Origin of the sequence: Kribbella sp. CA-245084 (genome assembly GCF_050942355.1) — a bacterium.
Classification (GTDB): domain Bacteria; phylum Actinomycetota; class Actinomycetes; order Propionibacteriales; family Kribbellaceae; genus Kribbella.
The window spans coordinates 7,772,226-7,794,706 of sequence record NZ_CP192053.1; the positions used below are offsets into that span (position 1 = coordinate 7,772,226).

General features: G+C 67.7%; 29 protein-coding genes and 1 tRNA gene. 21 read left to right on the plus strand and 9 right to left on the minus strand.

From position 1 onward, the window contains the following. Positions 1 to 10: 10 nt before the first annotated feature. Together ACQPYH_RS37090 and ACQPYH_RS37095 are read right to left on the minus strand one after the other, a co-directional pair. Positions 11 to 481, minus strand: a complete 471-nt coding sequence (locus ACQPYH_RS37090) for an N-acetyltransferase family protein (RefSeq protein WP_432881300.1) — start codon at positions 479 to 481, stop codon at positions 11 to 13. 19 nt (positions 482 to 500) lie between these two features. Continuing rightward, positions 501 to 1,889, minus strand: a complete 1,389-nt coding sequence (locus tag ACQPYH_RS37095) for a UTP--glucose-1-phosphate uridylyltransferase (RefSeq protein ID WP_432881302.1) — start codon at positions 1,887 to 1,889, stop codon at positions 501 to 503. Positions 1,890 to 1,954: 65 nt separating this feature from the next. Between ACQPYH_RS37095 and ACQPYH_RS37100 the strand changes: the two genes are divergently transcribed. Genes ACQPYH_RS37100 through ACQPYH_RS37110 form a run of 3 tightly spaced genes read left to right on the plus strand, consistent with a single transcriptional unit; the run spans position 1,955 to position 4,474 of the window. Next, positions 1,955 to 2,515 carry a 5-formyltetrahydrofolate cyclo-ligase gene (locus ACQPYH_RS37100; protein ID WP_432881305.1) on the plus strand — a complete coding sequence of 187 codons (561 nt, stop codon included), beginning with the start codon at positions 1,955 to 1,957 and terminating at the stop codon, positions 2,513 to 2,515. Continuing rightward, positions 2,508 to 3,416, plus strand: a complete 909-nt coding sequence (locus ACQPYH_RS37105) for an aminoglycoside phosphotransferase family protein (protein ID WP_432881308.1) — start codon at positions 2,508 to 2,510, stop codon at positions 3,414 to 3,416. The genes ACQPYH_RS37100 and ACQPYH_RS37105 overlap by 8 nt, the downstream gene beginning before the upstream one ends. Next, complete coding sequence (locus ACQPYH_RS37110) at positions 3,416 to 4,474, plus strand: serine hydrolase domain-containing protein (protein ID WP_432881311.1); 1,059 nt, start codon at positions 3,416 to 3,418, stop codon at positions 4,472 to 4,474. Before ACQPYH_RS37105 ends, ACQPYH_RS37110 begins: the two co-directional genes overlap by 1 nt. A 3-nt stretch (positions 4,475 to 4,477) precedes the next feature. Here the strand turns inward: ACQPYH_RS37110 and ACQPYH_RS37115 are convergent, their stop codons facing one another. Then, positions 4,478 to 7,018: a penicillin acylase family protein gene (locus tag ACQPYH_RS37115; RefSeq protein ID WP_432881313.1), complete on the minus strand. Its 2,541-nt coding sequence runs from the start codon at positions 7,016 to 7,018 to the stop codon at positions 4,478 to 4,480. Positions 7,019 to 7,096: 78 nt separating this feature from the next. Between ACQPYH_RS37115 and ACQPYH_RS37120 the strand changes: the two genes are divergently transcribed. The 4 genes from ACQPYH_RS37120 (at position 7,097) to mscL (ending at position 9,159) form a co-directional block, all read left to right on the plus strand. After that, the gene (locus ACQPYH_RS37120; RefSeq protein WP_432881315.1) at positions 7,097 to 7,558 is read left to right on the plus strand and encodes a DUF1203 domain-containing protein; all 462 of its coding nucleotides are present in this window, start codon (positions 7,097 to 7,099) and stop codon (positions 7,556 to 7,558) included. Between the two features lie 77 nt (positions 7,559 to 7,635). Continuing rightward, positions 7,636 to 7,977 (plus strand): FmdB family zinc ribbon protein, encoded by a 342-nt coding sequence (locus ACQPYH_RS37125; protein ID WP_432881318.1) that lies wholly within the window; start codon positions 7,636 to 7,638, stop codon positions 7,975 to 7,977. A 55-nt stretch (positions 7,978 to 8,032) separates the two neighbouring features. Continuing rightward, complete coding sequence (gene cpaB, locus ACQPYH_RS37130) at positions 8,033 to 8,650, plus strand: Flp pilus assembly protein CpaB (RefSeq protein WP_432881320.1); 618 nt, start codon at positions 8,033 to 8,035, stop codon at positions 8,648 to 8,650. 104 nt (positions 8,651 to 8,754) lie between these two features. Beyond that, positions 8,755 to 9,159, plus strand: coding sequence for a large conductance mechanosensitive channel protein MscL (gene mscL, locus ACQPYH_RS37135; RefSeq protein WP_432881323.1), 405 nt, complete (start codon positions 8,755 to 8,757; stop codon positions 9,157 to 9,159). Positions 9,160 to 9,191: 32 nt separating this feature from the next. Here the strand turns inward: mscL and ACQPYH_RS37140 are convergent, their stop codons facing one another. The 3 genes from ACQPYH_RS37140 to ACQPYH_RS37150 are packed head-to-tail and all read right to left on the minus strand — an operon-like array spanning position 9,192 to position 10,478. Further along, positions 9,192 to 9,698, minus strand: a complete 507-nt coding sequence (locus ACQPYH_RS37140) for a GNAT family N-acetyltransferase (protein ID WP_432881326.1) — start codon at positions 9,696 to 9,698, stop codon at positions 9,192 to 9,194. A 10-nt stretch (positions 9,699 to 9,708) separates the two neighbouring features. Then, the gene (locus ACQPYH_RS37145; RefSeq protein WP_432881329.1) at positions 9,709 to 10,341 is read right to left on the minus strand and encodes an alpha/beta fold hydrolase; all 633 of its coding nucleotides are present in this window, start codon (positions 10,339 to 10,341) and stop codon (positions 9,709 to 9,711) included. Further along, on the minus strand, positions 10,338 to 10,478 hold the full coding sequence (locus ACQPYH_RS37150; protein ID WP_166658505.1) for a hypothetical protein: 141 nt from the start codon (positions 10,476 to 10,478) through the stop codon (positions 10,338 to 10,340). Before ACQPYH_RS37150 ends, ACQPYH_RS37145 begins: the two co-directional genes overlap by 4 nt. A gap of 214 nt (positions 10,479 to 10,692) precedes the next feature. On the opposite strand from ACQPYH_RS37150, the gene ACQPYH_RS37155 reads away from it, so the two are divergent. The 7 genes from ACQPYH_RS37155 (at position 10,693) to ACQPYH_RS37185 (ending at position 16,008) form a co-directional block, all read left to right on the plus strand. Beyond that, positions 10,693 to 11,298 (plus strand): hypothetical protein, encoded by a 606-nt coding sequence (locus ACQPYH_RS37155; RefSeq protein WP_432881334.1) that lies wholly within the window; start codon positions 10,693 to 10,695, stop codon positions 11,296 to 11,298. Between the two features lie 237 nt (positions 11,299 to 11,535). Further along, positions 11,536 to 12,729, plus strand: a complete 1,194-nt coding sequence (locus tag ACQPYH_RS37160) for an alpha/beta hydrolase (protein WP_432881336.1) — start codon at positions 11,536 to 11,538, stop codon at positions 12,727 to 12,729. A 92-nt stretch (positions 12,730 to 12,821) separates the two neighbouring features. Continuing rightward, positions 12,822 to 13,316 (plus strand): SigE family RNA polymerase sigma factor, encoded by a 495-nt coding sequence (locus ACQPYH_RS37165; RefSeq protein ID WP_432881339.1) that lies wholly within the window; start codon positions 12,822 to 12,824, stop codon positions 13,314 to 13,316. Then, positions 13,313 to 13,918, plus strand: coding sequence for an META domain-containing protein (locus ACQPYH_RS37170; protein WP_432881341.1), 606 nt, complete (start codon positions 13,313 to 13,315; stop codon positions 13,916 to 13,918). Before ACQPYH_RS37165 ends, ACQPYH_RS37170 begins: the two co-directional genes overlap by 4 nt. Positions 13,919 to 14,160: 242 nt before the next feature. Next, the gene (locus tag ACQPYH_RS37175) at positions 14,161 to 15,300 is read left to right on the plus strand and encodes a hypothetical protein (protein ID WP_432881343.1); all 1,140 of its coding nucleotides are present in this window, start codon (positions 14,161 to 14,163) and stop codon (positions 15,298 to 15,300) included. A gap of 24 nt (positions 15,301 to 15,324) precedes the next feature. After that, positions 15,325 to 15,397 (plus strand) — tRNA-Arg (locus ACQPYH_RS37180). Positions 15,398 to 15,552: 155 nt separating this feature from the next. Then, positions 15,553 to 16,008 (plus strand): hypothetical protein, encoded by a 456-nt coding sequence (locus ACQPYH_RS37185; RefSeq protein ID WP_432881345.1) that lies wholly within the window; start codon positions 15,553 to 15,555, stop codon positions 16,006 to 16,008. A gap of 90 nt (positions 16,009 to 16,098) precedes the next feature. Here ACQPYH_RS37185 and ACQPYH_RS37190 read toward each other — a convergent pair whose 3' ends face one another. After that, positions 16,099 to 16,758, minus strand: a complete 660-nt coding sequence (locus ACQPYH_RS37190; protein ID WP_432881348.1) for a phosphatase PAP2 family protein — start codon at positions 16,756 to 16,758, stop codon at positions 16,099 to 16,101. Continuing rightward, positions 16,695 to 17,402 carry a phosphatase PAP2 family protein gene (locus ACQPYH_RS37195; protein WP_432881351.1) on the minus strand — a complete coding sequence of 236 codons (708 nt, stop codon included), beginning with the start codon at positions 17,400 to 17,402 and terminating at the stop codon, positions 16,695 to 16,697. The genes ACQPYH_RS37190 and ACQPYH_RS37195 overlap by 64 nt, the downstream gene beginning before the upstream one ends. Positions 17,403 to 17,445: 43 nt before the next feature. On the opposite strand from ACQPYH_RS37195, the gene ACQPYH_RS37200 reads away from it, so the two are divergent. The 4 genes from ACQPYH_RS37200 to ACQPYH_RS37215 all read left to right on the plus strand — a co-directional run bounded on the left by ACQPYH_RS37200 (position 17,446) and on the right by ACQPYH_RS37215 (position 20,520). Continuing rightward, positions 17,446 to 18,390 (plus strand): NAD-dependent epimerase/dehydratase family protein, encoded by a 945-nt coding sequence (locus tag ACQPYH_RS37200; RefSeq protein ID WP_432881353.1) that lies wholly within the window; start codon positions 17,446 to 17,448, stop codon positions 18,388 to 18,390. Continuing rightward, positions 18,387 to 19,106, plus strand: coding sequence for an LmeA family phospholipid-binding protein (locus ACQPYH_RS37205; protein WP_432881356.1), 720 nt, complete (start codon positions 18,387 to 18,389; stop codon positions 19,104 to 19,106). The genes ACQPYH_RS37200 and ACQPYH_RS37205 overlap by 4 nt, the downstream gene beginning before the upstream one ends. Before the next feature lie 74 nt (positions 19,107 to 19,180). Next, positions 19,181 to 19,882 (plus strand): PadR family transcriptional regulator, encoded by a 702-nt coding sequence (locus tag ACQPYH_RS37210; protein WP_432881358.1) that lies wholly within the window; start codon positions 19,181 to 19,183, stop codon positions 19,880 to 19,882. Beyond that, positions 19,879 to 20,520 (plus strand): DUF1707 SHOCT-like domain-containing protein, encoded by a 642-nt coding sequence (locus ACQPYH_RS37215; RefSeq protein WP_432881361.1) that lies wholly within the window; start codon positions 19,879 to 19,881, stop codon positions 20,518 to 20,520. Before ACQPYH_RS37210 ends, ACQPYH_RS37215 begins: the two co-directional genes overlap by 4 nt. Here the strand turns inward: ACQPYH_RS37215 and ACQPYH_RS37220 are convergent. Beyond that, positions 20,508 to 20,891 (minus strand): VOC family protein, encoded by a 384-nt coding sequence (locus ACQPYH_RS37220; protein WP_432881364.1) that lies wholly within the window; start codon positions 20,889 to 20,891, stop codon positions 20,508 to 20,510. The two genes, ACQPYH_RS37215 and ACQPYH_RS37220, sit on opposite strands and share 13 nt — an antisense overlap. 55 nt (positions 20,892 to 20,946) lie before the next feature. On the opposite strand from ACQPYH_RS37220, the gene ACQPYH_RS37225 reads away from it, so the two are divergent. The 3 genes from ACQPYH_RS37225 to ACQPYH_RS37235 are packed head-to-tail and all read left to right on the plus strand — an operon-like array spanning position 20,947 to position 22,475. Then, a complete protein-coding gene (locus ACQPYH_RS37225) occupies positions 20,947 to 21,531 on the plus strand; it encodes a helix-turn-helix domain-containing protein (protein ID WP_432881366.1) in 585 nt (194 codons plus the stop codon). Continuing rightward, positions 21,528 to 22,085: a DUF6036 family nucleotidyltransferase gene (locus ACQPYH_RS37230; RefSeq protein WP_432881368.1), complete on the plus strand. Its 558-nt coding sequence runs from the start codon at positions 21,528 to 21,530 to the stop codon at positions 22,083 to 22,085. Before ACQPYH_RS37225 ends, ACQPYH_RS37230 begins: the two co-directional genes overlap by 4 nt. A 30-nt stretch (positions 22,086 to 22,115) precedes the next feature. Further along, the gene (locus ACQPYH_RS37235) at positions 22,116 to 22,475 is read left to right on the plus strand and encodes a hypothetical protein (protein WP_432881370.1); all 360 of its coding nucleotides are present in this window, start codon (positions 22,116 to 22,118) and stop codon (positions 22,473 to 22,475) included. Positions 22,476 to 22,481 lie beyond the last annotated feature (6 nt).

The window sequence follows — 22,481 nt, forward strand, 5'->3', positions numbered from 1 at the left end:
GAGCCTGACCCTAATCCACACCCTCCGGGTGGTTGCCCCAGGTCATGCGGACGTCGGGTGCGCGTTCCTCGTTGGCAGTGCCATCGGTACGGCGTACCTCGACGAAGCCATGGGCTTTGTAGAAGGACTGGGCGCGGGTGTTGGTCTGGAACGTCCAGAGCGCCAGACCGCCGGGGCGGAGGTCCTTGGCTAGGTCCACGAGGGTGGATCCGACGCCCAGGCCAGCCGCCTCCGGTACGACGTACAGCTGGTCGAGGTCGTCGCCGTCGAGGGTCAGCACCGCGACGATCCGGTCGTCGTCGAGCGCCAGCCAGGTCTGCGCGTCGGGCAGCAGCACGTCCGCGAACCACGTCGCCACCTCGGCGGCGGTGTGGATCGCCGGCGGCAGCTGCGAGCCGTCGGCGTGCCGCGAGCGCCACCACACCGCGGCGGCCTCGTCCGTGTCGGACGGCTCCAACGGCCTGATCAGCAGGTCGTCCATCGCACTCCCCCCGAAGCGTTCAGCTGCTCAGTTCGGTCCCGTCGGGGATGACCCGGCGCTCGCCGGCCGGCGCCTCCACCTCGACGTCCCCGACCACGACCACATCCTTGCCAAAGGCAACATCACCGCGAACCTCGAGCCGGTCGGCGCGGACCAGCGACGGCGGCCCGGCCGCGAACCGGGTGTCGAAGTCGGCGAGGATCTTGAAGTACTCCGGGTCCAGGTCGACGTACGGCTCGTCGCCCTCGTGCGTCGTGGTCAGGTCGCCGGCATCGTCCAGCTCGTAGACGTCGGAGCGCAGTACGAGCAGGTCGTTCGTGGTCTTCACCGGCTTGAACCGGGTGCGGTCCACGATCACCGCCTGCGAGCCCTCGAACGTCTCGATCGCGGTGCCCATCGCGGTCTCGAGCTGGATCACCTTCGGCGAGGATGAGTCGGCCGGGTCGACGGTCTTGCGGTTCACGATGATCGGCAGGCCGAGGATCCCGTCGTGCCCGTCCATCAGCTCGGCGAGCCGGTCCAGGTCGATCCACAGGTTGTTGGTGTTGAACGTCTTGTGCCGGGTGACGTCCTGGAAGTACTGCGTGTCCTCGTCGGCGACCTGGGCGCTGTCGCGCAGGATGAGCCGGCCGTCGGACTTGCGGACCGCGACGTGGCCGCCCTTGCGGTCGGAGCGGGTGCGCCGGCAGACCTCCATACCAAACGGTACGGTATGTTCCGCCATCCACGCGGCGATCCGGGGATCCGGGGTCGCTCCGAGGTTGTCCGCGTTCGAGATGAACGCGTGCCGGAAGCCGTGCTCGCGCAGCGCGTCAAGGGTGCCGGAGGCAACCAACGCGGTGAACAGGTCGCCGTGTCCGGGCGGGCACCAGGCCAGCTCCGGGTCCGGCTCCCACTCGGCCGGCGTCAGGTCGTCGGCGAGCAGCTTCGGCTCCATGTTCTGCATGAAGTCGAGCGGCAGCCCGTCGATCGCGAGGCCGTCGTACTCACTGAGGATCTGCAGCGACTCGGTCTTGGTGCGGAACGAGTTCATCAGCACCAGCGGCAGCGGTACGTCGTACTTGCGCCGGGTGCTCAGGATCTGGCGGGCGATGATGTCGAGGAAGCTCAGCCCGTCCTTGACCTGCAGCGCGGACTTCGGTCCGGTGACGCCCATCGACGTACCGAGACCGCCGTTGAGCTTGATGACGACCGTCTCGGCGAGCGCGGCGCGCATGGCGTCCGGATCGGTGTCGAGGTGATCGAGGTGCGGCAGATCGCCGACCGGTTCGATGTCGGCCTCGTGGATCTTCCCCTGCTGCCCCGATTCGAGCAGCCGGTAGTAGTGCGTGAAGACGCGTATTGCAACGTCGGCAGCACCGGCTGCACGCATCTTCTCCTGCGCTTGTCTGAGACCCACCTCACCCATGCACCAACCCTAGGGGACAGCCACCAATCCGAGTGTTGCCCGCGTCACCCTCATACGATCAGACGGTGTTTGAGTCGAAGGCCATGGCGCGGCAGCATTTCCTCGGTACCCGGGAGCGGCGCGCCCATGCGGAAGGGTTGCTGACCTGCGCCAAGCAGGTGCTGCCCGACGTCCACCGGGTCGCTCTGTACGTGTCGATGGGCCCGGAGCCGCAGACCGGTGCGCTGATCGACTGGCTGCTCGCCACCGATCACGAGGTGCTGCTGCCGATCCTGTACGCCGACAACGACCTCGGCTGGGGCATTGCGCCCGGTGCGGCCGACCTGGTGCCCGGTCGGCTCGGTCTGTCCGAGCCGCCGATCGATCTGGGCTCGGACGCCATCGCCACCGCCGATCTGGTCATCTGCCCCGCGGTGGCCGTCGCCCGCGACGGCGTACGCCTGGGCCGCGGCGGTGGCTCGTACGACCGAGCACTCGCCCGCCTCCGCCCTGGTACGCCGGTCTGGGCTGCCGTGTACGACGCCGAGATCGTGGATGCCCTCCCGTCAGACACGCACGACCACCCGGTGGATGCGGCGCTCACACCAACTCGCTTGATCCCCTTGCGAAGATCAGGAGATGACTGAGACCGCGGTCGAAGCCGCAGCCACAGCCGCACGCTCCCTTGGCCTGACGGTCACCGACCCGCTGGTGCTCTACACCGCCTTCTCCACGGTCGTTCACCTGCAGCCGTCGCCAGTGGCCGCACGGGTCCCGATGAACCTCCCCAACGGCATGAAGGAGCCAGAGCCCGCCGTACGCCGGCAGCAGCGCGAGCTGGACGTCGTCGTCTGGCTGGCTGCGCAGGGCGTACCTGTGGTGCAGCCGACTCCCCTGGTGCCACTGAAGCCAGCGGAGCAGGACGGGCTGTCCATGACCTTCTGGACGTACGTGGAAGTGGATCAGACCGCCGAGCCGGACTACTTCGCCGCCACCGCTCGCGTGACCGAGCTGCACGCCCAGCTCGCGGAGTATCCCGGTGAACTGACCTGGATGAGCCCGCTGCGGCTGATCGGTTCAGGTCTGGAGGTGGCCGAGGCAGTGCCCGGTCTCCTTGAGCAGGACGACCTTGACCGGGCACGGGCCGAGTGGAAGGTACTAGAGCCCGTCCTGACCAGCCGGGCCGGGTTCGAGGCCGTCTTCCCGTCAGCGAGCGTGCAGCCGATCCACGGCGACGCCCCGTCGTGGAATCTGATCACCACGGTCGACGGGCCGCTGTGGGCCGACTTCGAGGACGCAACGCTCGGACCGATCGAGTGGGACGTCGCCGGCTTCGGCCCCGACCTGTGTCGGGCGTACGACGACGCGGCGCGGACTCGCGGCCTCCCGACACTCGACCCCAAGATCCATCAGGTGATGGACCTGGCCCGCGCCCTGCAGGTCCTCGTCTGCGCCCCGCTGGTCCCGCAGATGCCGGCTCTGGCCGACGGCATCCGGATGTTCGCAACGCAGTGGCGCACGATGCCGTTCGCTGGTGGACTGAGCTGATGTTTCAGACGTACGTCGACAGCGGCGTGGTTCCCGGACTCATCAGCCTCACCAGCCGCGGTGACGAAACACGGGTCGAGGTGCTCGGCAAGACGGCGTACGACGGGCCGGAACTGCAGCGGGACAGCCTGTTCCGGGTCTCGTCGTTCACCAAGTCGATCGTCGCCGCCGCGACCATGATCCTGGTCGACGAGCTCCGGCTGTCCATGGACACACCGGTTGCCGATGTGCTGCCGGAGCTGGCGCATCCCGTCGTACTGCGGCAGCCGGATGGAGCTCTGGACGACACCGTGCCGGCGGAGCGGCCGATCACGACGCGGGACCTGCTGACGTTCCGGCTCGGACTGGGTGAGTCGGACAACCCGGTGCTGCGACAGCGCGAGGAGGAGCTGGACCTCCACACGTTCGGACCGCCCGTACCGCGGACTGCTCTGCAGCCGGACGAGTGGATGCGACGGCTCGCCACGCTGCCGCTGCAGTACCAGCCCGGTGAGCAGTGGCTGTACTCGACCGGCTCGCACGTGCTCGGCGTACTGATCGCACGTGTTGCCGGTCAGCCGCTGGAGGAGTTCCTCCGCGAGCGGATCTTCGAACCACTCGGGATGCGCGACACCGGGTTCACCGCAGTAGATCCCGCTCGGCTGACCACGGCGTACGTGGGGGACGACGTACTGGATCCGGCTGCAGGCAGCCAGTGGCTGACGCCGCCGTCGTTCCCGGACGCGAGTGGTGGGCTGGTGTCGACAGTCGACGACTTCCACGCCTTCACGCGGGCTCTACTGCACGGGGGCCTGCTGTCTCCGGCTGCGGTCGCGGAGATGACGACCGACCAGCTCACGCCAGCGCAGCGAGAGGCGGCCAGCGGCTTCCTCGGTCCGGGCACCGGCTGGGGGTACGGCATGTCCGTCGGCGGCGGACGCTACGGCTGGGCGGGCGGACTGGGCTCGCTGTGGTCGACCACTCCTGCAGACGGCACCATCTCGATCCTGCTGACCCAGCGGGCGCTCTGGACCTGGCCGGAGGAACTGTTCGCCGAGGCCAGCGCGCCCGCTTGGTGACAGTTAGCTATCTGGCTTGGTGAAGGTCAGTGAGTGCTTGCGGGTTGCCTCGACGGCGCCCTTCGTAAAGGCCCACTGCAGTGTCTGGCCCTTGACCCACAGCTTGGTCTGATCGATGTAGTTGGACGAGAACGCGTGTCCGGAAACGCCCGTCAGGTTGATCCAGCGGGACTGGTCGAAGTCCGACAGGTCGACGACCATCCGCATCGACGGGGTCGCGGTCACGTCGTACCCCTCGGCGGCGTCCCAGGCCGTCGCGTCGACGATCGAAGTACCGCCGCCGAGCTCGTAGGGGCCGCGGTTGAAGATCTTCTCGACCAGTCCGATCCCGGACTTGCCCAGCGTCTGGTTGGTCAGCGTGAGCTTGTGCAGCTTGCCCCACTGCCAGTTGACGGGCTCACGCGCCATCTTCTGCGTGATCTCGGTCCGCGCGTTGACCAGGGCCTCGCGCAGGATGTCGTCCCGGCTCTCCTTCTGCGGCGTGCGGATGTCGTCCCACCAGCCGCTGTTCGGCTGGCCGAGCAGCGTGTGGATCACCTCGAACCAGCGCGAGCCGCCGTCCGGCCAGGTGCCCTCGGGGAGCTGGTCGTGGAAGGTCAGCGAGAGCAGATTGCGCCAGACCACGTTGAAGTACGCGGCCGCGGCGGAGTCCGGCGGCTGGGTGAAGTCCCAGTTCCGCAAGGTGTCCTGCCCCTGCTTGTCGAACGAGTCGTCGATGCTGATCCGGAGCAGGTACGGCACCAGCATCTCGGCGACCTTGCTCTTGGTGTCCAGCTGGATCGACGCCATCGCGTTCGCGTCGAGCTTGCCGGCCGCCTTGATCCGGTCGTTGATCTGCTGACTTCGGTAGCCGTAGTCCCAGGTGTTCGTCAGGTAGTAGGTGTACGTGTTCGGCACCACTGCCTGGTTGGCGGTGACGATGATCCCGCTCGGTGGATCGAACTCGGTCGGCAACGCATCGAAGGGTATGTAGCCCTTCCAGTAGTACTTCGGGTCCCAGCCGGGCACGGGCCAGTCACCGCGACCCGTGGCGCGGATCGGGATCAGTCCGGGTGACTGGTAGCCGATGTGGCCGTCGGTGTCGGCGTACACCAGGTTCTGCGAGGGGACCTGGAACTGCTGCGCGGCGGCGCGAAACTCGGTCCAGTTCTGCGCGGTGTTGATCGCGAACAGCGCGTCGGCGGTCTTGCCTGGGTTGAGCGCGGTCCACTGCAGCGCAACGCCGTACGCCGTCGGGTACTTCGCCTGCGACGCGGCCTGCTCGCCGACCTTGCGCTCGTCCTCGCCGACGTCCGAGATGAGCGGACCGTGCCTGGTCTCACGGACGGTGATCTTCACCGGCTTGTCCTCGCCTGCGACCTTGAACGTCTCCTCGCGTGTGGCCATAGCGCGCCACTTGTTGTTGTAGAGGACGTTGTTGCCGTCGATCCGCTCGAGGTACAGGTCCTGGACGTCCGGGTCGAGGTTCGTGAAGCCCCAGGAGATCGCGTTGTTGTGGCCGATCACCACACCGGGCAGACCGGAGAAGCTGAAACCGGAGACGTCGAACGGACAGGCCTTGCCGACGCTGTTGCAGTGCAGACCGACCTGCGTCCAGATGCCTGGCATGGTCGCGCCCAGGTGCGGGTCGTTGGCCAACAGCGGCTTGCCGGTGGTGGTGTGGTCACCGGAGACGACCCACGAGTTCGAACCGACGCCGTCACCCTGGCCGAGCAGCTCAGGCAGGCCCTTCGCGACGCTCTGCACAGAGTCGAGTGACTTGAGCAGGTCCTGGGTCAGCATGCCGCGCCGCAGCTCGGGGCTGACCGCCGCAGTGGTGAACTTGCCGTCCGTGCCGATCGAGCCGCTCGACATGATCGGCTCGTTCCGGTCGTACGGGTACGGCGGGTAGAGGCTCTCGATGTTGCGGGCCGGGAACGCCGCCAGCAGCTTGGTCCGGGTGATCTCCTCGTCCAGGTTGCCGCCGAGGTCCCACGCCATCGCCTTGAGCCAGGACAGCGAGTCCGCCGCGGTCCACGGCTCCGGGGTGTAGTTCTTCGGGCCACCGGGCTGCAGGGACAGGACGCCGTACTCCAGGCTGAGGCCGGAGCCGTTGTGCTTCGACAGGTACGAGTTGACTCCGCGGGCGTAGTCGCCGAGGTACTCGCGGGTGCTCGGGCTGAGCAGCGGCAGCTCCTGCTCGGCGACGCGCCGCCAGCCGAGGGTGCGGACGAACTTGTCGGTCTCGAGCGCGTCCTTGCCGAACAGCTCGCTCAGCCGGCCGGCGGTGACGTGCCGACGGAAGTCCATCTCGAAGAACCGGTCCTGGGCAGCCACGTACCCCTGCGCGGCGAACAGGTCGGCCGGGGTGTCGGCGTAGATCTGCGGGATCCCGTTCGCGTCCCGGACCACGTTGACGTCGCCGTCGAGCCCGTTCAGTTCGATCGATCCGTCGTACGTCGGGAACGAGTGGCGGACGACGAAGATCACGGTCCCGGCGATCACCACGAGCACCGTGGCGAGGGCGATTCCGCTGATGACGACGAGTCGAAGCAGGCGAGGCACGGACCAACCGTAGAGAATCACCCCGCACACCCCAAATGGGGTCCCTCACAACTTTGCGTTGCTCTGCGTTCCCTCGACATGAACGCAGAGTTGAGGTATGAGGGCGTCCCCGGTTCCGAGCTGGACCGCATTCGCTGCAACAGCTACGACGATTTCGGAAACGCCGTCGTTTCGCGGACGTCGGGAGGCGGTGAGCCGCTCCGCTGCTGCCTGACACTCGCGGGCGGCGGTGAGCGGATCGCGCTGGTCGCACACCGGCCCATGGAAGCCGGCGGCCCGTACGCCGAGGTCGGGCCGGTCTTCGTACACGTGACGGACTGCCCGGGGCCGGACGAGGGCTTCCCGATCGACTTCCGGGATCGGCGGGCGGTGCTGCGGCCGTACGACGTCGCGGGTCAGATGCTGGACGGTGTTGTCGCAGAGCCTGGGACGAGCGAAACCGAGCTCAAACGACTGTTCGAGGACCCGGCCGTGGACACCGTTCAGGTACGGAACCTGGTGGCGGGTTGCTGGAACTTCACGGTGCGCCGACAGGCCTGAGTTGGAATACTTCGGGCCGCTGGCGCATTATTAGCAGTCGGGTAGTAGGAGTGCCAGCGGCTTGAAGGGATCCGACCGTGCCGACGTACCAGTACCAGTGCACCGACTGTGGTGAAGCGCTCGAGGTGCGCCAGAGCTTCACGGACGATGCTTTGACCGTGTGCCCGAACTGCCAGGGCAACCTGCGCAAGGTGTTCAACGCCGTGGGCGTCGTGTTCAAGGGCTCCGGTTTCTACCGGAACGACAGCCGCTCGTCCGGTAAGGGCTCGGTGCCGGCGAAGTCCGAGTCGTCGTCCTCGTCGAGCTCCGGCAGTTCGTCGTCCTCATCGTCTTCGTCGTCGGAGTCTTCCAAGTCCTCGTCGACCTCGAAGGACTCGTCGTCGGGAAGCTCGTCGTCCTCGAGCACCAGCGCCGCCTGATCTTTCTCTGTGGATAACCGGTAGGGACGCCGGAGAAGTTCGTATCTTCTCCGGCATGAAAATCTCTTCCCTGTTTCGTGATCTGCTCCGTGCCGCCCGTTGGCACCGCCGGCTCCTGGCCGGCGTTGCCGCGGCGACCGCTGTGTACTTCGGCCTTCTCGCCCTCTCTCCTTCTCCACCGCCGACCGTCGCGGTGCTGGCCGCCGCGCGCGACCTGACCGGCGGAGCTGTGCCTTCGCAGGACGACCTGCGTACCGTCGACCTGCCGCCGGGCTCAGTGCCTTCCGGTGCCCTCAGACCCGGCGCCGATCTGACCGAACGGCTGCTGAGCGGCCCGGTCAGAGCCGGCGAGCCACTCACCGACGCCAGATTCCTGGCGCCACCAGCCGTGCCGTCCGGCTTGCTCGCCTATCCGTTCCGCGTCGACGACGCCGACATCAGCGCCCTCTTGCGGGTCGGCGACCACGTCAATCTGTACGCCGCATCGAGCACGACCGCCGACGCCGCGAGCCTGCTTGCTCGAAGCGTTCCGGTAGTCGCTCTGCCGGCGCCGCAGTCGGCGACTGCCGGCGCGCTGGTCGTGGTCTCGACAACGCCGGAGATCGCCGGCCGACTGGCCCAGGCCAGTACGAACTCACGCATCACCGTGGCGCTGACACCCGACACGAGCTGATCACCCAGCGAACATGTGGTTGCACGATGCGTTGCCGTGCGGCGCGGTACCTCGCTCTCGGAAGCCCGCGGCCCTACGTTTCTCGGGTACAAACCACCCGCTTCGTGGAGGCAACCCACATGCTCAAGGGCTTCAAGGAATTCGTCATGCGCGGGAACGTCGTCGACCTCGCGGTCGCCGTCGTCATCGGCGCCGCGTTCACCAAGATCATCGGCGCCGTCGTGACCGGCTTCATCAACCCGCTGATCGCAGCGATCTTCGGCAAGGCCGACCTCACCGGCGTCTGGAACTTCGAGATCAACGGGGCGCACTTCTCGATCGGGCTCATCCTGGACGCGGCGCTGAACTTCCTGTTCGTCGCCGCGGCCGTGTACTTCCTGATCGTGATGCCGCTGAACAAGCTCGCCGAGCGCCGCGCCCGCGGCCAGGAGCCGGAGCCCGACCCGCTCACCACCGACCAGGAGCTGCTCACCGAGATCCGCGACCTGCTCCGCGCCCGCCAGCTGTAGGACCGGCCATCAGGCAGGTGGGCGCGAAAACCTCAGCCCCTGAGCTCGCCGGCGCTCACCTGCTCACCGGCGTACCGCATCCAGCGGTACGGGACCGGCTGGCCGTCGTTCCACTCCTCCATCAAGGCGGCGGGGACGTCGACGAAGCCGCTGCCGTGGTAGGCGCGGATCGCCGCCGCGTTCTCCGGACGGACCCTGATGAACACCTCCGAGTACCCGGCGTCCAGCGCGGGCCCGAGCAGCGCCCGGACGAGTTCGCCGCCGACCCCGCGACCGCGGAGCGTCGGGTCGACGATGATCCGGGCCAGTTCGACCTCGTCCTCCTCGTCGTCCAGCCAGATCTCGCCGTAGCCCACCGGCTGATCGCCGTCGAACAACAGATAGGAGTGGATGTCCTCCTCGACCGTCCGCCAGCTCGCCAGCAGATCCTCCGGGAAGGGGTACTCCACCCGCCCGGACAGCAACGCCACTTCCTTCGCATCGAGTGCCCAGCTCGCGACCTGGACGCCGTGCTCGTCGGAAAACCCCCGAAGTTCCACGCTCTCCCCCTCAGTTGACGAACTCCACGATCGTTCGCACCAGCTGATCCAGGTACTGCGCGCTGTTCCGGAAGGCGGGCGTCGGCGGTTCGGGACACCCAGCCAGCTCACGACTCCCCCGGATCGACTGCAACAACGCGTCGACCGTCTTCCGCTGATGCGACGGATTCTCCGGTACCGACGGCAGTACCGCCACCCGAATACGTGTCAGCGCCGCAACTTCCTGGTCCGTCACACCACGCAGAATGCCGCCGGTGAGCAGCCTTTCCGCGGCATCGGCCGGGCAGCCGCGGTTCACCAATCCGGCCCGGGCACGTTCGTTCGCAGCAGCGTCGTCGCCGGTCGCGGGCCAGGCCAGCAGGAGGCGATCGACCACCTCAGGAAACTTCAGCGCAAGCAAGACGGCGACGGTACACCCATTGGAGGCGCCAACGATTCTTACCGGCCCGGCACGTTTCGCCAGCTGTTCACCGAGGGCCTCGACCTCGATGTCCCACCCAGTCGCACGCTGCGGCCGGTCCGGCGCGAGCACCTCCACGCCGTACGACGTGAGTCCCTCGTGGATGCCCGTCGTACCCCAGAACGCGTCTGCGTCCATGGCTTCCCAGAGGCCGCCGTGGACGAGTAGCGCGGTCGCGGTCATCCGTGGTGCGGGGGGACCTCGTTGAGGATGCGCTCGTCGTCGTCACTGCTGAAGTCGTTGTCACCCCAGGTCCGCGGGTCGTCGTCGCGGGTCTGTTCGGGCAGCAGCGGCTCGTCGTCTTCGTACGGGCTCGTCATGTCTCCAGATTACCGAGTCGCCGGGGCGCTCCGGGAGTGAGATCTCGCGGGAGTGATACTGGCGACCAGCGCGTGGACGTTACAGGTCTGCCTCGGTTGCGGAACGATCAGGCGGCGTGACCGGAACGACGCGCCGCCGTGATGTTCTGGCACGCATGACGTGACGCCCTTCCAGCATCATGGGTGACCTTGCCCAACCCGGAAGGACCGAGTCGTGAGTGCATTACGGACACGGGGCCTGATCGGTGCGACGCTCGTCGTGGCTGTTCTCGGTGTTACCGCCGCCTGCGGTAACGAGAACGCCACCTCTCCGCCCGCCGCCCAGCCCACGGACACGCCGACCACCCCCGGCACCCCTACGCCGTCACCCACCCCCAGCGGCACACCCAGCACCGACTGCCCCGAGACCATCGCGGCCGTCCGCGCCGCCGCCGACAAGGCGGTCTGGGGACAGGGTGCGGCCACCTCAGCGTTCCACCCGGTCAGCGTGACGATCTGCCAGTACGACGCCGCGGCGTCCGGGCAGGACTACGCGACCGTCACCACCAAACGCAACGGCACGCAGGCGACCGACCTGTTCGCCCTGGTCAACGCGGCGAAACCCGTCGCCAAGAAGCCGAACATCTGCACCAAGGAACTCGGCCCGACCTACGTCCTGCGGTTCACCGACAACGACCGCGGCGTGCTGTCGATCACGGCTGAAGCGTTCGGCTGCCGCCGCCTGGTGGCGACCTCGCTGGAAGGCCAGGGCAAGCCGGGCGCCCTGCCGGCGCCGCGCCAGGTATCCGCCGAGCTGATCAAGTCACTCGGCCTCCGCTGACCCCCCGCGCCGGACGCGCACCCCGAAGCCGTCCGAAGCGGGGTCAACCCGCGCCTGCCTTGCGGGTCCCTCCAGAGGTCGACCCGCGAGGCAGGTTGCGGCGGCCGGCGCGTTGCCGCACGCTGATGCATGCGAACGATCCGGCTGCTGTGCGCGCTGGTCCTCGCCTGCAGTGCCTGCTCGGCGCCATCAGACAACAAGCCCTGTACAGCAGGGTTTACGTGTACGACGTTGCACGTGCCACTCGACCGTCAACGGCCTGACGGCCCGTCGCTCGATCTCGCAGTCATCGCCGCTGACAACGTCGATGCACCACGCGGCGTACTCCTGCTCCTCACCGGTGGCCCCGGGCAGCCCGGCGTACCACTGCTCGCCAGCCTCAAGCGCAACGTGCATCCTGACGTGCTGCGCGAGTACCGCCTCGTCATGCTCGACCAACGCGGCACAGGTCCGAGCGGTATCAATTGCCCTTCATTACAAGAGACTGTGGGCGGATCGGACTTCCTGACACCGCCTCCAGCCGCTGTCGACGAGTGCGCTCAGCGGATCGGCACAGGTCTCGGGTACTACGGCACGCCCGACACCGTCGACGACATCGAGCAGTTGCGCCAGTCCCTCAAGGTCGACAGCCTGACGCTCGACGGTACGTCGTACGGGAGCTTCACGGCGGCGCAGTACGGCTTGAAGTATCCGGACCATGTGCAATCGCTCGTGCTGGATTCCGTCGTACCGCACGAGGGTTTCGACCCGATGGGTGTCGACCTGATGGCCGCAACCGGTCCGGTACTCAAGGCCGCGTGCCGTCAGGATCCAACCTGTACGACGGATCCGGTGGCGGACCTGGCCTGGCTGGTGCAGCACGGCGTCAACGGGACCGACCTGATGGAGACGCTGTCCATCGCGAGCCTCAACTCGGTAAACCCAACGCTCAAAGGGATCCCGGCCACCCTGCACGCCGCACGCACCGGCGACGACGCCGGCCTGAAGGAGCTCTTCCAACAAACCACCAGCAAAGGCCTCGCGTACGGCACCCTCTCCGCAGGCCTGCACATGGCCACCCTCTGCTCGGACCTCCGCTTCCCATGGTCCGGCAAGCCCGATCGCGAAACCGCTCTCAACGACGCCGTACGACGGTTGGACCCGAAGCGGCTGTACCCGTACGACGTGGCGACCGCGCGCAGCCAGCTGATGATCCAGGGCTGCCTGCGCTGGCCGGCCGCCCGCGTGTCGACGTACCCCGCCGCACAGCAACTGTTGCCGCGCACGCTGATCCTGCACGGGAGCAACGACCTGTTCTGCCCACTGGACTGGTCCAGATGGGAGCAGGCGCACTCCCGGGACGCGAAGCTGGTCGTCATCCCCGGCAGCGGACACAGCGTCCAGCGGGATCCCCGCGGACAGGAAGCGGTCCGAGGGTTCCTGCTCGACTAGAGATCGAACTGTGTGGGAATGGTTGCAGCACGTGGGCGACTGGATGCGTCTAATAGGTGTGAGGAGTTGTACGCCCAGCCAGGGAGTGGCGCGTGGAGTTCGAGGAGTACGTATCCGCCCGTGGACAGGAACTGGTGCGGCTCGGGTTCACGGTCTCCGGCGACTACCAGCGAGCGGAGGACCTTGCGCAGATCGCGTTGATGCAGGCGTTCCGCTCGTGGCGGAAGGTGCGCAACGCGGACGATCCACACCACTACGTCCGGCGCATCCTGGTGAACGAGTTCCTCTCGATGACCCGGCGGCGTTCGTACAGCGAGGCGCCGACGGCCGAGCTCGACCCGCAGGGCGCAGTACCGGACCACGCCACGGACATCGCGAACTCCGATCACCTCTGGCGATCGCTTGCCAGCTTGTCCGCCCGGGAACGGGTCGTGCTGGTCCTGCGGTACTACCAGGACCTGGACGACCAGACGATCGCCGACGTGCTCGGCATCAAACCGTCCTCCGTGCGTGCGACCGCGAGCCGAGCGCTCGCCTCGCTACGGGAATCCAAGAAGGCCAATCGCATTGATGAGAGGTTGTCGTGAGCAACACCGATCTCGAGGATGACCTGCGGGGTACTTTCGAACGCGCCGCCGCCTCGGTGCCAGAGTCCACCGGCCTGACCGAGCGCGCCACCACCGGCGCGCAGCGGGCGCAACGGCGTACGTGGATCATCTCCGGCGCGGCCGCCGTCGCGGTCGCAGCGATCGCCATCGCCGGCTTCGGGTTGGCCGGCTCGAACAACAAGCCCAGCCAGCCGCCGGTCGCGGGTGGGCAGGCGCCGGTCTCGGCGACCCCGACGCCGCAGCCGCCGACGGCTCAGACGGTGTCGGGTACCTGGCGGCCGCTCCAGATGGCCGGGTTCAAGGCACTGAAGGCCGCGCGGCCGAGTGATCCGGTGCTGGTGTTCCGCGCCGACGGGACGTGGACGGGTTCGGACGGATGCAACGGACTGCAGGGCACGTACAGCATCGGCCAGCGCGGCGCGTTCACCGCGACGTCCGGCCCGCAGCACCTGATGGGCTGCAACAACGTGCCGCATACCGGCGTACTGAAGGCCGCCAAGCGGATCGCGATCGACGGCGACACACTGCAGTTCTTCGACGCCGACGGGCTTCAACTTGCGAGTTACGCTCGCGCACGGTAGTCGCAATTGCTCGCGGACGGTGATCGGGCCTTGACGGAAAGGAGTCTCTGACCGGACCATCTAGTGGCCGGTCCACCGATCTTGGGAGCTTTGTGCGACTCTCTGTTACCGTCCCTCTGCTCACTCTCGGCTCAGCTTCACTCTTCGCAGTCGCCCTCACCGTGCCCTCCTCGGGTGCAGTCGCGGGTACTGCGGTGTGTTCTCACGCACAACCGAGTGCGAGCTCGACCGAGGCGACGCGGTTGTCGCAGCCGACCTCCGCGTCCGACGCGCGACCGCTCGGCGAGTCACTAGGCGACGGCATCTCCGCCGCCGTCAGTTCGCTCGAGCCGCTCGACGCGACCGGCCGTCCGACGTCGGGCCTGCCGTACGGGCTGAGCCAGGGCGTCATCGGCGTGGTCGGCTCAGCCACGACCGGGTACAAGGTCGTCGTCGACTCCGCGCGGCTGGACGCCAAGAAATACCAGTCCGCGATGGCCCGCAACCTGCCCGCGGCCGGCAAGCAGCTGGTCCGGGTCGAGCGCAGCTGCCGTTCGGCCCAGTCGATCGCCGATGCCTGGAACGCCGTCGGCGCCCGCAACTGGTCGTCCGACGCGGGCGGTACGACGTACGCCGCGGACCTCGACCCGATCACTGAGAACGTCGTCGTCGAGTACGACCAGGCGACCACCTCCCCCGCGTCCCAGGCCGGCCTCCGCACGCTGGCCGGCGTACAGATCATTGCCAGCTCGCTCGCGCGGACGACCCGGTTGAGCGACACCCCGAAGGGCGGCCACTGGGGCGGTGCGCGAATCACATCTGCGTCGAAGAGCTGCACCGCCGGCTTCTCCGTCGTACGGCGCTCCAATGGCCAACGCGGAACGGTCACCGCAGGCCACTGCGGTGCTGCCGGCACGGTGTGGAAGTCGGGCACTAACTATTACGGCACCACGACGCTGCGGACGAACTACCCGGACTACGACCAGTCGCTGGTCACCGGCAGCGCATACGGCGCGAAGATCTGGACCGACGGCCCCGGGGACACCGCCGACACCCGCACCGTCACCGGCGGCGGCGACCCCGGCGTCGGCACAGTGGTCTGCCAGTCCGGCAGCTTCAGTACGTCGCTGTGCGGCCTGACGGTCCGTTCGAACTCGGCGAAGTACTGCGACTCTGACGGCTGCACGACGTACGTCATGCGCGCCACCCGCGGCGGACTGGTCGCCATCATCGGCGGCGACTCCGGCGGCCCCGTCTACACCCGCCGCGGCACCAGCTCCGCCACCGTCCGCGGCATAGCCTTCGCCGGCGCCGGCTGCGCAGCCTCCCGCTGCACCACCCTGTACGCCGAACGCTACAAATCCATCACCGGCCACCTAGGCGTCACAGCCCTGACCGGCTGACCGCTAAGCTGTCCCCGCACGTGCGCCCCCGTAGCTCAGGGGATAGAGCGTCGGTTTCCTAAACCGTGCGTCGCAGGTTCGAATCCTGCCGGGGGCACAACTAGCGGGGGTACAAGGGCGCCGTTGTCGGGGCCTTGGGTGACGTGCGGAGTCCGCGGTGGAACCCGGTTCGCACGTACGCTGATGGGCATGTCCGTGTCGCCGTACTCTGATTTGCCTTCGGTTGCTGACGTCGCTGGTGACATTGCCGGTGTGGTCGAGCGATTCACGCACGGGGCGACCCACGCGTTTGCATTCGGCGATGGTGGCCTTCCCGAAGCGGTTCTCGCGAGCTATGACCAGTACGACGATCTCGGCGGCGAGGACACGCTCGGTAGGTACGGGGTCGTGGTCGCGCCCGAGGTGCTCGGCCGGCAATTGCCGGAGATGGTCGAGGCCATCCGCCGCGGGACATTCGGCCCTCCGGTACTGGTGGGCACAGATGCCGAGCCCGTGCTCGTGGTGATGTCGACACAGCAGTACCGCGCCATGCGCGGTGACGACGAGCCGCCGCCGGGCGTGATCGACGACCCGACCGTTCGCAGCTACGACTCGGCGCCGACACCGGGCAGCACGCCGTTCAGCGTGGACGAGTGGGCCAAGGACGACCCGTTCACGCAGCAGATGCTCGAGGAGATCCGGCAGGAACGTGGCCCAGCCGATGGCTGAGAACCAGCCGGAACGGCCGTTCCAGGTCCTGCTCGGCGAGGGCGCCGTCCAGGACCTCACGCGCATGCGGGCCGCGGCGCCGCTTGGGGTTTAGCGGCGTGAGGTGCAGGTTCGGTACCAACCGTAGGCTAGTAGGGCGCAGATGGTGCCGTTGAGGACGCCTGCGCCGACGTCGGTGAGGTGGTGCATGCCTCGGTAGAGGCGCGAGAAGGCCACCATGGACGGCATCAAGAGGCAGAGGATTACCGTCGTCCAGCGCAACCATGGGCGTTCGATGCCTAGCGCGAGTAGGGCCAACGCGACGTACAGGCCGGTCGATGCGCCGGTGTGGCCGCTGGGATAGCTGGCGGTTGGTGGGGACGGGTCGAGCCTTTCTACCTGCGGGCGGTCGCGGTCGACGACCTTGGCCGTGATCAGGAAGATCAGGCCCTGCATGGCGATCGCGATCGGTGCGACGAGCGCGAGGCGCAGGTCGCGGGTCCGCCACAGCAGCAGGGACGACACGACGATGCACACCGCGATGACGCCCGCGGTGTTGCCGATCTGCGACCACACTGCGGTGATCGTGTTCCAGGTTCCGGTCCGGTCGGCGGCGAGGTCCCTGTTGACCGCCTCTTCGGAGTGGGAGATCCCGTCGAGTGGTCCCTTCAGCGCCAGCCCGATGCCGATGATGAGACCACCGAGGGCTACGCCGGGTGCGACGGTCCTGGTGAGGAGGTCGACGCCGTCTTGCCGATGAACCCGATCCATGAAGCGAACATAATGCCTAGACCGAGGATGTGCCCGGCGAGAATGTCGGACGGGAAGTGCGCGCCGATGAAAAGCCTGTCCATACCGACGATCACCGGCACCACGATCGCGAGTGCGACGGCGATGCGGCGTTGGACCGCGGACAGCAGCGGCCAGAGCAGGAAGACCATGACGCCGGCCGCCAAGGTGATGTTCAGGGTATGGCCAGAGGGAAACGAATAACCCTGGGCATGCGGCACCGGACCGTCGACGACCGGCCGGGCGCGCTGCGTGATCGGCTTGGAGATGCCGCCGATCCCCCAGCCGACCATCATCGTGACGAACGCCCACAGCGCCCGCCCCTTGAGCTTCTTCAACCTCCACACCCAGACAACCACCACGGTCGCCACGAGGTACACAAAGATCGGCTGGGTCACGGCCTGGATCACGGTCAGCGCCGGCACCAACCCATGGCGAACGCTGAACCCGGTGGCCGCCCGGCTGGCCGCGTCATCGGCTCTGATCAACGGATCGAACTGCTGTCGCACCGCCAACCCCAGGAGCACCACAGGCAGGGCGAACACCAGCATCGCCAGGACACCACGGAACAACCGCCAGCTCCGTGTCCGGACGACCGCCGTCACACCTGCCCACCGCGTCGTCATAACCAACCTGTACCCCATTGAGCACAAGATCAGGGCGAACTCGGTGATCGGTACTGTGAGCAGCGTCCGGACGGAAGGGAATCGCGTGCAGGTCGTCGTCGGTGCAGGTGCGGTCGGAAGTGCGGTAGCGCGGCTACTGGTCGAGCAGGGAGAGCGGGTCCGGGTGATCACCCGGACCGGCAGCGGGCCCGACGGGGCGGAGCGGGTCGCGGCAGATGCCGCCACGGAGCTGGCGGAGTACGTCGCGGGCGCGACAGCGATCTACTCGTGCGCGGGACCGGCGTACAACAAATGGACCACGCAGTGGCCTCCGCTGGGCGCAGCGTTGATCGCGGCGGCCGAAGCGTCGGGCGCAACCCTCGTGACGACCGGCAACCTCTATGGGTACGGCGCGGTGGACCGGCCGATGACCGACGACCTGCCGCTGCTGCCCAACACCGTCAAGGGGCAGGTGCGCGCCAAGCTGTGGAACGACGCGCTGACGGCGCATAAGGCCGGGCGGATTCGTACTGCGGAGGTGCGTGGGTCGGACTACCTCGGTGCGGGCGCGGTGTCGCCGTTCAGTGTGACTGTGTTGCCGAAGGTGATCGTCGGCAAGCGCGGGATGATGCCGGGCGACCTGGACGCGCCGCACAGCTGGACGTACGTCGGTGACGTCGCGCGGACGCTGATCGCGGTCGCCGGCGACGAGAGCGCCTGGGGCCGCGCCTGGCACGTGCCGACCCCGGAGCCGATCTCCGTCCGCAAACTCGCCGGCCGCGCGGCCGCACTGGCCGGCGCGCCGGAGGCCAAGGTGACCAAAATGCCGGCAGCGATATTGAAGCTGGCCGGGTTGGTCGACCCTGCCGCGCGGGAGATGGTGGAGATGCAGTACCAATGGCAGCGTCCGTTCGTGCTGGACTCCACTGCCGCAACAGTTGCCTTTGGCATCAAACCGACAGCGACCGACGATGCACTCCGGGAAATGATCGAGAAGGGTAAGCAATGAGCTCCAAGAGGCCAGGCCGCGGGTTCCGCCGCCTCATCGTGACGCTGGTCGTGCTGGCGGTGCTGGCGGTCGTAGTGGACCGGATCGCCGCGGTGGTCGCGCAGAACCAGCTCGCCTCGATGGCCACCAAGGAGGCCGCGAAGTACGACGTGCGCTCGGCCGACACCTCCGTGAAGATCGGGGGCTTCGGGTTCTTCCCGCAGCTGTTCAAGGAGGACTTCTCCAAGGTCACGCTGACGATGGGGCAGCCGAAGCTGTCCAAGATCCCGGGTGAGAAGCTCACGGTCGACATGCACAGCGTGCATGTGCCGCGCTCACTGCTGACACAGCAGTCCGGTGCGGTGACCATCGACTCGACCGACCTGCGACTGCAGTTCTCGCCGCGCGAGTTGAGCAGGCTCGCCGTCGCGTCCACCGGGCTGCAAGGGCTGAGTGTCGTCGCGGTCGACGGCAAGCTGCACGCAAAGCTGACGCTGGGCGGATCCAGCGCCGACGTGCCGATCACTCCGCAGATCAGCAACGGCCGCTTGGCGCTGGCCGTCGACCAGCTACCGGACGGCATCCCGGCCGCGCTCCGGACCGCGCTGCAGAACCGTCTGGCCGCCGGCATCGACATCCCGAAACTCCCGTTCGGCGCCCAGGTCACCGGGGTCAACGTCCAGGACAATTCGATCATCCTGACCGCCGCCGTACAGGACCTGAAGTTCAACTCCTGACTCCCTTGGGTTGCGATGGTTCGCGATATATCGTCGAACTATCGCAATCACTTTCGTAGGGACGGGTGGTCGAGATGACCGGATCGGCGTACGCCGCGGGCTGGCCTTGGCAGCAGTTCGCGCGGCATTGTTCGAGCTTCGACGACATTGTTGAGGAGTTGCGCGCGGCCATGACCGGCGCGAAGCGCGGGCATCGGGGGCACGAGCAGCAGCGCTTCGGGCCGCAGTGGGGGATGTTCGGCGGCGGGCAGATGTTCGGCCCGCCGTGGGGTCCGCCGCCGCGATGGCGCGGACCGAAGGCCCGCAGGGGTGACGTTCGGGCCGCGATCCTCGCCGTACTGGCGGAGCAGCCGATGAACGGCTACCAGATCATCCAGGAGATCGCCGAGCGCAGCGGCGGCGTGTGGAAACCGAGCCCCGGCTCGATCTACCCGACGCTGCAGCAGCTCGAGGACGAAGGCCTGGTGGCGGCGGACGCCGAGGTCGGCCGGCGGACGTTCCAGCTCACGGACGAGGGTCGTGCGTACGTCGCGGCGCACCAGGACGAGGTGTCGGCGCCGTGGGAGGCGATGAGCGCTCCCGCCGGCGACGACGAGAACGGGTTCAAGCCGGTGCTCGGGCAGGTCGCGACGGCGATGTGGCAGATCATGGCCAGCGGTACGCCGGAACAGCAGGCGAAGGCCCGCGAGGCGGTCGGTGACCTGCGCCGCAAGCTGTACGGCATCCTCGCCGAGGACGACGACAACCCGGAGAACAACGAGCAGGACCGGGCATGACATCGCCTGACCGGGGCCGACCCCATCGGGGCGGTCCCGGCGCTCGCGGCGGTCGTCGCGGGCGCGAATGGCAGGGCTGGAACGGCGACTGGGGCCAGCAGGGCTGGGACGGTCGTAGCTCGGGCGGTCAATGGCGTGGACCCGGCTGGGTCGGCGAATGGCGCGAGACGAGCTGGGACGACCCGCGAGATGGCGGCTGGAACCGTGCGGAGGACGGCGGCAGGGACGCCGGCCGGCGAGACGACGTACCCAGGAAGCGGGTGCGGATCGGGGATGCCGAGCGGGATCAGGCTGTGTCGTTGCTCAGTGACCACTTCGTCGCCGGGCGGTTGACGCAGGCCGAGTTCGAGGAACGCAGCGAGCAGGCAACGAAGTCGCGGTACGGCGACGAGCTCGAGCCGCTGTTCGACGACCTGCCGACGTCGATGGAGCTGCAGGTCGCACAACGCGGCCCGGCCGGCGTACGGCGGAGGCCCGGCCCACCGCCGCCGATCCTGATGCTGATGCCGTTCCTGATGATCGGTCTGGTCATCAGCTCGCTCGCACTGGCCGCACCGTGGCTGCTGTGGGGCGTGTTCTGGATCGTCCTGATCAGCGGCATGTCCAAGCGCCGCTGGCACAACAACTACCGTCGCTGACGAGCCCGCGGGATCTCCTCCGCGAACTCGACGACAAACCCATCCGGGTCGGCAATGTGGACCGTCCGATGTCCCCACGGACGGTCCGCCGGCCCGCTCAACACCTGCACGCCGGCCGCGACCAGCCGCTCGGCGTACGCATCCACGCCGTCAACCATCACCACAACTTCCCCACCGGCGCCCGGCGCCACGCCATGCCCGGTCAACCACTCCGCCCGCCGCCGCTCATACAACGCAAACCGCACTCCCCCAGCGTCGAACTCCGCATACCCCGCGTCCGTGAACTTGTACGCCAGCCCCACCACGTCCCGGTAGAAGGCGACGGATCGCTCGAGCTCCCCGACGTACAAAATGACGTACCCGATCTCCATGCCTGGACGCTATCGCCTGTTGCTGCTGCATACCGTTGCATATATGCTACAGAGGATGGACGCGGGAGAGCTGGTGAGAAGAGCTCGGCAGGACGCCGGGCTGTCCCGGCGTGCGCTCGCAGCCAGAGCCGGAGTCCCCACCTCGACGGTGTCGCGCATCGAAGTCGGTTCGAGCGATCCGACGCTGACCATGCTGTCGCGACTGATCGCGGCATCGGGTCGTCATTTGTCCGTGACGATGGACAGCGCTGCGCCGGCCAGTGCGCTGTCGATCGAGAGTCTCACCGCTGCGTACTCGCCTGACGGAGGAGTTCGCAGGGTCAACTGGGCTCGACTGCGCGGGTTTCTCGACCACCTGCTCGCTCATCCGCAGCTCACGGCGGATGCGATCGAGACTCCCCCACACCGGACCGGCGACCCGGCCTTCGACGCGCTGCTTGCCGGCATCGCAGAGAAACTTGCCGACGACCTCGGGATCCCGCGACCCCGATGGACCCGATCGGTTCCCCCCTCGCCCACTCCGTGGGAAGCTCCAGGTACGCCGTCGCGTGTCCAACGAGCACGCGCCAAGGCCCCCGCCCAACTAGCGGCCCGCAACATCTGGCTGGCCGAGCACGATCTCTGGCGTGACGCAGCGTGAGTCGCGGCGACACACCCCGGCCCGCACCCGGCGTCCTCGGCAAGACCGAGATCCTCAACCACCTGGGCGAAGTTGCCGACGAACTCGCCAACGAGAACCTGACCTGCCGCCTGGTTGTCGTCGGCGGCTCGTATCTGGCGTGGCACGATCTCCGGGAGTCCACCGCGGATGTCGACTCGCTGACCAGGCTCAGCGACGAGGTCAAAGCCGTCGTACGGAAGATTGGTGAGCGGCACGGCCTGCGATCCGACTGGCTCAATGACTCGGCCATGATGTTCACGCCCGCGGGGCTGGATCTCGACGAGTGTGAACTGCTGTATGAGCACACCCACCTGACCGTTCTCGGTCCACCACCCGAGCAGATCTTCTTGATGAAACTGCTCGCCGGCCGCGCACCCGACCATGACGACATGACGGTCCTGTGGCCGAAGTGTGGGTTCTCCGACGCCCGGGCGGCGGTGGACGCGTACTACCTGGCCTATCCATTTGAGGAGCACGATCCACACCTCGTCGACTACGTCCAGCAGATCGCGGACCAGGCCGAGCAGATCTAATTGTCGGCGCAGACCCGTAGGGTCGCGGGCATGTACGACGGGACGTTGATTGTCGAGAGCCTTAAGGTCGGGACCGAGCTGGAGGGTGTCCCGTTTACGGTGCGGAAGGTCGGCCGGTATGACGTCGGTAATGCGTCAACCGACCAGCCGAAGGTGTGGTCGGTGGTCGAGTTCGAGGTCGAGCGCGGCGAGGAGTTGGCGGGCCTGTTATCGCAGGTGCTCGACAGCCCGGGGTGGTACGCCGATCTCCACGACGACCGGGAGACCTTCGTGGTGTTCCCGCGTCGCGTGTTTCGTTACCCGCGCGGTGACGAGGCGGCGCGGGCCGAGGCGCAGGAGTTCGGCCGCGGGTTGGCGATCCCCGAGCCGCAGTTGGATTGGACTCGATAATGGGCC

Bases quoted from the DNA above. Each gene is read 5' to 3' on its own strand.
- ACQPYH_RS37225 (WP_432881366.1), top strand. From the start codon at position 20,947: ATGGACGCGGGAGAGCTGGTGAGAAGAGCTCGGCAGGACGCCGGGCTG.
- ACQPYH_RS37210 (WP_432881358.1), top strand. From the start codon at position 19,181: ATGACCGGATCGGCGTACGCCGCGGGCTGGCCTTGGCAGCAGTTCGCG.
- ACQPYH_RS37235 (WP_432881370.1), top strand. From the start codon at position 22,116: ATGTACGACGGGACGTTGATTGTCGAGAGCCTTAAGGTCGGGACCGAG.
- ACQPYH_RS37150 (WP_166658505.1), bottom strand. From the start codon at position 10,478: ATGACGAGCCCGTACGAAGACGACGAGCCGCTGCTGCCCGAACAGACC.
- ACQPYH_RS37145 (WP_432881329.1), bottom strand. From the start codon at position 10,341: ATGACCGCGACCGCGCTACTCGTCCACGGCGGCCTCTGGGAAGCCATG.
- ACQPYH_RS37110 (WP_432881311.1), top strand. From the start codon at position 3,416: ATGTTTCAGACGTACGTCGACAGCGGCGTGGTTCCCGGACTCATCAGC.
- ACQPYH_RS37190 (WP_432881348.1), bottom strand. From the start codon at position 16,758: ATGGATCGGGTTCATCGGCAAGACGGCGTCGACCTCCTCACCAGGACC.
- cpaB (WP_432881320.1), top strand. From the start codon at position 8,033: ATGAAAATCTCTTCCCTGTTTCGTGATCTGCTCCGTGCCGCCCGTTGG.
- ACQPYH_RS37220 (WP_432881364.1), bottom strand. From the start codon at position 20,891: ATGGAGATCGGGTACGTCATTTTGTACGTCGGGGAGCTCGAGCGATCC.
- ACQPYH_RS37090 (WP_432881300.1), bottom strand. From the start codon at position 481: ATGGACGACCTGCTGATCAGGCCGTTGGAGCCGTCCGACACGGACGAG.
- ACQPYH_RS37120 (WP_432881315.1), top strand. From the start codon at position 7,097: ATGAACGCAGAGTTGAGGTATGAGGGCGTCCCCGGTTCCGAGCTGGAC.
- ACQPYH_RS37095 (WP_432881302.1), bottom strand. From the start codon at position 1,889: ATGGGTGAGGTGGGTCTCAGACAAGCGCAGGAGAAGATGCGTGCAGCC.
- ACQPYH_RS37195 (WP_432881351.1), bottom strand. From the start codon at position 17,402: ATGACGACGCGGTGGGCAGGTGTGACGGCGGTCGTCCGGACACGGAGC.
- ACQPYH_RS37215 (WP_432881361.1), top strand. From the start codon at position 19,879: ATGACATCGCCTGACCGGGGCCGACCCCATCGGGGCGGTCCCGGCGCT.
- ACQPYH_RS37105 (WP_432881308.1), top strand. From the start codon at position 2,508: ATGACTGAGACCGCGGTCGAAGCCGCAGCCACAGCCGCACGCTCCCTT.
- ACQPYH_RS37205 (WP_432881356.1), top strand. From the start codon at position 18,387: ATGAGCTCCAAGAGGCCAGGCCGCGGGTTCCGCCGCCTCATCGTGACG.